The sequence below is a fragment of the Streptomyces sp. 8L genome (genome assembly GCF_020176795.1).
GTDB lineage: Bacteria > Actinomycetota > Actinomycetes > Streptomycetales > Streptomycetaceae > Streptomyces.
The window spans coordinates 1-4,759 of record NZ_JAIUKE010000388.1; the positions used below are offsets into that span (position 1 = coordinate 1).

At 74.9% G+C, this 4,759-nt stretch carries 2 protein-coding genes; one reads left to right on the forward strand and one right to left on the reverse strand.

Annotated features, from left to right (window positions below):
- Positions 1-170: 170 nt before the first annotated feature.
- On the reverse strand, positions 171-1,781 hold the full coding sequence (locus tag LCE31_RS27865) for an MDR family MFS transporter (protein ID WP_225018992.1): 1,611 nt from the start codon (positions 1,779-1,781) through the stop codon (positions 171-173).
- A 403-nt stretch (positions 1,782-2,184) separates the two neighbouring features.
- Between LCE31_RS27865 and LCE31_RS27870 the strand changes: the two genes are divergently transcribed.
- Positions 2,185-4,662, forward strand: a complete 2,478-nt coding sequence (locus LCE31_RS27870) for a SpoIIE family protein phosphatase (protein WP_225018994.1) — start codon at positions 2,185-2,187, stop codon at positions 4,660-4,662.
- The last annotated feature ends 97 nt before the right edge of the window (positions 4,663-4,759 follow it).

Sequence of the window (4,759 nt, forward strand, 5' to 3'; positions counted from 1 at the left end):
GGTGGCGCCGTGGGGGCCAGCTCCGGGCCCGAAGGGGGGGGGGGGGGGGGGTGGGGGGGGCGGGGGGGGGCGGGGGGGGCCCCCCCCCGGGGCGGGGGGGGCGGGGGCCCCGGGGACCCGGCATCGAAACCCCTTGGGCTGGACGCGGTGCGCGGTGCGCACCGGGCGGCTCAGAGAGTGGCCTCCGCCTCGGTGCGCTGCCCGGGGCTCTCGACCGCGGCCTCGACCGGGGCCGTGGAGCCCTTGCCGTCCTTCGGGCCGCCGAAGCCGCGCAGCGGCACCTGCTTGATGCACAGGGCGACGACCACACCGCAGGCCGCGACGATCGCGGCGACCGTGAAGACGTGCACGATGCCGTGGGTCACCGCCGAGGCGAACATGTGCTGGAACTCGACGGGCAGTTTGCGCAGCGCCTGGGGCGTCATGGACTGCGCCGCGTTGCCCGCGCCCGCGCCGCCGCCCACCCCGGACAGGCGGGAGCTGAGCCCGTTCGCGTACACGGAGCCGAGCACCGAGACGCCGATCGAGCCGCCCATGTTGCGCAGGAAGGTGGAGGCACCGGTGGCTGCGCCCATGTCCTTGAGCGGGGCGCTGCTCTGCGCGAGGAGCGTGGTGGTCTGCATGAGACCGCCGAGTCCGATCCCGAGCGGCACCATGAACAGCCCGGTGACCAGCGACGAGGTGGCGGTGTCCATCGTGCCGAACAGGGCGAGGCCGACGGCCATCAGGGCCGCCCCGACGATCAGGAACACCTTGTAGCGGCCGGTGCGGCTGATGACCGTACCGCTCCCGATGGAGACGACCATGGCGGCGATCATCATCGGCATCAGCAGCAGTCCGCTGTTGGTGGCCGACGCGCCCTGGACGAACTGCTGGAACTGCGGCAGGAAGGTCACGCCGCCGAACATCGCGAAGCCGGAGAGGAACGCGAGCGTCCCGGCGAGGGAGAAGTTGCGGTTGGCGAAGACGGACAGCGGCATGATCGGATCGGCCACGCGCCGCTCGACCAGCACGAAGGCGATGAAGGCCGCGACCGTCAGCGCCGCGAGGCCGATGATGGGCGCGGAGATCCAGGCGTACTGCCCGCCACCCCAGCTCGTCAGGAGGACGAGCGCGGTGATCCAGGTGGTCAGGAGCGCGGCGCCCCACCAGTCGACCCGGTTGCCGCCGTTGGCGTTGCCCTTCGGCAGGGTGCGCAGCGTGAACCAGGCGACGGCCAGCGCGATCACGCCGAGCGGCAGGTTGACGTAGAAGGCCCAGCGCCAGGTGAGGTGGTCGGTGATGAAGCCGCCGACCAGCGGGCCGCCGATCATCGCGACCGGCATGGCGGCCATCATCACGCCCTGGTACTTGCTGCGCTCGCGCGGCGGCACGATGTCCGCGACGACGGCGAGCACGCCGACCATCAGGCCGCCTGCCCCGAGGCCCTGGAGCGCGCGGAAGCCGACGAGTTCGTCGAAGTTCTGGGCCATGCCGCACAGGGCGGAGCCGACCAGGAACAGGGCGATCGAGGCGAGGAAGGTCTTCCTGCGGCCGTAGAGGTCGCCGAGCTTGCCCCAGATGGGCGTGGCGGCGGTGGACGCCAGGATGTAGCCGGTTGTCACCCAGGACAGGTGCTCAAGTCCGCCGAGATCGCCGACGATCGTCGGCAGCGCGGGCGCCACGATCGTGTTGTCCAGCATCGCCAGCAGCATGGCGATCAGGAGGGCGACCATCGCGGCCATGATCTCCCGGGGCGAAAGCCGCGCGGGGGGCGCGGCGCCCGTTGCTTCTGCGGTCATCAGGAAAGGTCCGTCCGTTCTGCCCTCGGCGGGGTGCGCGGCGCTCCGCCCGCTTACTTACCGGTCGACAAGTAACTTACTAGCCGCCCGACAAGTAAGCAAGTCGGCTCATCGTCGCGGCGCTGCGCCGCCGCTTCCCGGCAGGCCCCCGGCGCCTTCTCGGCCGCCACCCGGCCGTGCCTCCCCCGCCGCCGCCCGGTGATCCTCCGGCCTCCGCAGTGCGCACCTCCCGGTCCTGGCGGTCGCGCCGGGCCCCTGGCGCTCCAGGCTCCGGGTTCGGTGCCCCTGCCCGTCGGGCGGCGATCTCGGGTCGCCGTTCCGCCGCGGTGTTGGCACCGTTGCCCTGTACGGCCGGAATGCCCCGCGGTGCGGCGATTGCCGGAGCGAGCGAAGGGAGCCCGAGGTGGCGAAGGAGCGGTCGGGGCCGCCCGGCGACGAGCCGCTGCTCGTCGTGGACGGCGCGGGCACGGTGCGGCGCTGGAGCGAACGGGCCCAGCGCGTCTTCGGGCTCTCCGACGCGGAGGCGCTGGGCCGGTCGGTCGTCTGGGCGACGTCGTCGCGCGAGGTCGCGCTGCGCGTACGGCCGCGGCTCGCGGACGGCAAGGAGGACGTACCCGACGTCCAGGACGCGAGGGGCGCGGCGGTCGGCATGGCGGCCGGCGGAAGGGCCGGGGTCCCGCTGTACTGGACGGTGGAGCTGGCGGCCGACGAGCCCGCGGAGCCGGAGTCCGTGGTCTGGGACGAGGCGGTACTGGAGGCGCTGTTCGGCCAGTCACCCGTCGGCCTGCACGTCCTCGACACGGATCTGCGGGTCGTCAGCGTCAGCAGCGGTACCAGCGCGACGCGGGAGCGGCCGCCCGGGGGCTTCACCGGGCGCCGCTTCGACGAGGTGTACCGCCTGGCGGACCCCGCGGCGCAGGAGGCAGTCGCGCGCCAGATCCTCGCCACCGGCGTGCCCGCGGTCGAGCGGACCGTACGCGGCTACGAGGACGAGGAGCGGACGCGGGAGCGGCTCTACTCGGTGTCCGGGTTCCGGCTGCACGGCGCGGACGGGCGCGTGCTGGGCCTGGCTCTCGTCGTCGTGGACCGCACAGAGCGCGAGCGTGCGAAGGTGCTGGCCGAGCTGCTCGCCACCGAGCGCGAGAGCGTCGGCAGGACGCTGGACGTCGTGGCGACCTGCCAGGACCTCGCGGACACGCTGGCGCCGGGGTTCGCGGACCGGGCGGAGGTGGAGATCGCCGACAGCGTGGTGCGGGGCGCGGAACCGCCCTCGCCCGACAGCGTCTCCCCGCCGCTGCTGCGGTGCGCGGCGGTGGCGGGCGTCCCGCTGGAGGCGGGAGGCACCGCCTGCGCGGGCGATCGTGGCGGCCCGTCGCGGGACGCCGATGCCCCCTCCCCGCCGAAGGCGCCGCACGGCGGGGGCGTCGCGGCCGGGGCCGACGGCGCGCACCGGACGGAGCTGGACGAAGGCGGTCCCGGAGTCCGCGGCCGGGCCGGGGAGGTCCGCTCGCTGCACGGTCCGAGCCCGGAGACGCTGGCGCTCGCCGACCTGCAACCGCGCCTGCTCGACCTGCGCGCGGGTGCCGCCCTCCCCGACAGCGCCAAGCGGGCGCCGCACGGCGCGCACAGCCTGCTCGTGGTACCGCTCGCTCTGCGCGGCGGCGCGCTCGGCCTGCTGACCCTGTACCGCGTGGGCCGGTCGGAGCCGTACCTGACGGACGAGGTCGCGACGGCGGTCGAGATCGCCGCGCACGCGGCGCTCGCCGTCGACAACGCACGGCGCTACGCCCACGAGCGGGCGTTGGCCGCGACCGTACAGCGCAGGCTGCTGCCGCAGCGCTCGACGGACCCGCCGCTCGGAGTGCGGACGGCACACACCTATCTGCCGGGAACGGCGGGCGGCGGCGCGTGGTACGACGTGATCCCGCTCTCCGGCGCGTGCAGCGCGTTCGTGGTGGGCGAGGTCGCGGGTCAGGGCATCCACGCGGCAACGGCGATGGGGCAGGTGCGGACCGCGGTCCGGGCCTTCGCCACCCTCGGCATCGAGCCGGACGAACTCCTCGCCCGCCTCGACGAGACGGTGTCGCAGCTCGCCGCCGAGCGGCGCGCCCTGCCCGCGCACGACCAGCTGCGGGACGAGCCGCTGACCGTCGCCTGCGTGTACGCGGTGTACGACGCGGGCGACGGGAGCTGCACCGCGGCACGCGCGGGCGGCGCCGATCCGTGGCTGGCCGGGCCCGACGGTGTGTTCACCCCGCTCGGCGCCCCCGAGGGCCCGGCGCTCGGGGACCCGGACGTGGCGCCGTTCGCGTCGGTCACCACCGAACTGCCCGAGGGCAGCACGCTGATGATGTCGGCGTCGCCCGAGGCGCGGGTCGGCCCCATCCTGCGGGAGACGACGGCGTCCGGCTCCGTACAGGACGTGTGCGACGCGCTGGCGCTCGCGGGCGACACGGCGCGGGCGGACGGCGACACGGTCTTCCTCGCCACGAGGACGACCGGGCTCTCCGCGGACACCGCGGTCTCCTGGCCCCTGGACCTGGGCAAGCAGGCGCCGGCCAGAGCTCGCGCCCGGGCGGGCGCGTGGCTCTCGGAACGGGTGGGCGGCGAGGCCGCGTTCAGGGCGGAGCTGATCGTCAGCGAACTGGTGACGAACGCCGTGCGGTACGGCACGCCGCCCCTGAGCCTGGGTCTGATCCTGGGCCGGGTACTGACGGTGGAGGTCAAGGACGCCTCGCCGACGAGTCCGCATCTGCGGCACGCGAGGACGCTGGACGAGGGCGGCCGGGGGCTGTTCATCGTCGCCCAGATGGCCGACCGCTGGGGGACGCGGCCCTCGCCGCGCGGGAAGACGATCTGGGCGGAGACGTCCCGCGACTGACCTCCGCGGCCTGGCCGTCAGTCGCGGGCAGCCTCCCGGCTCGGCGCGCCGGCGACGCGAAGTCCCTCTGCCGCCTCCGCCCCGCCTGCCCCTGGCC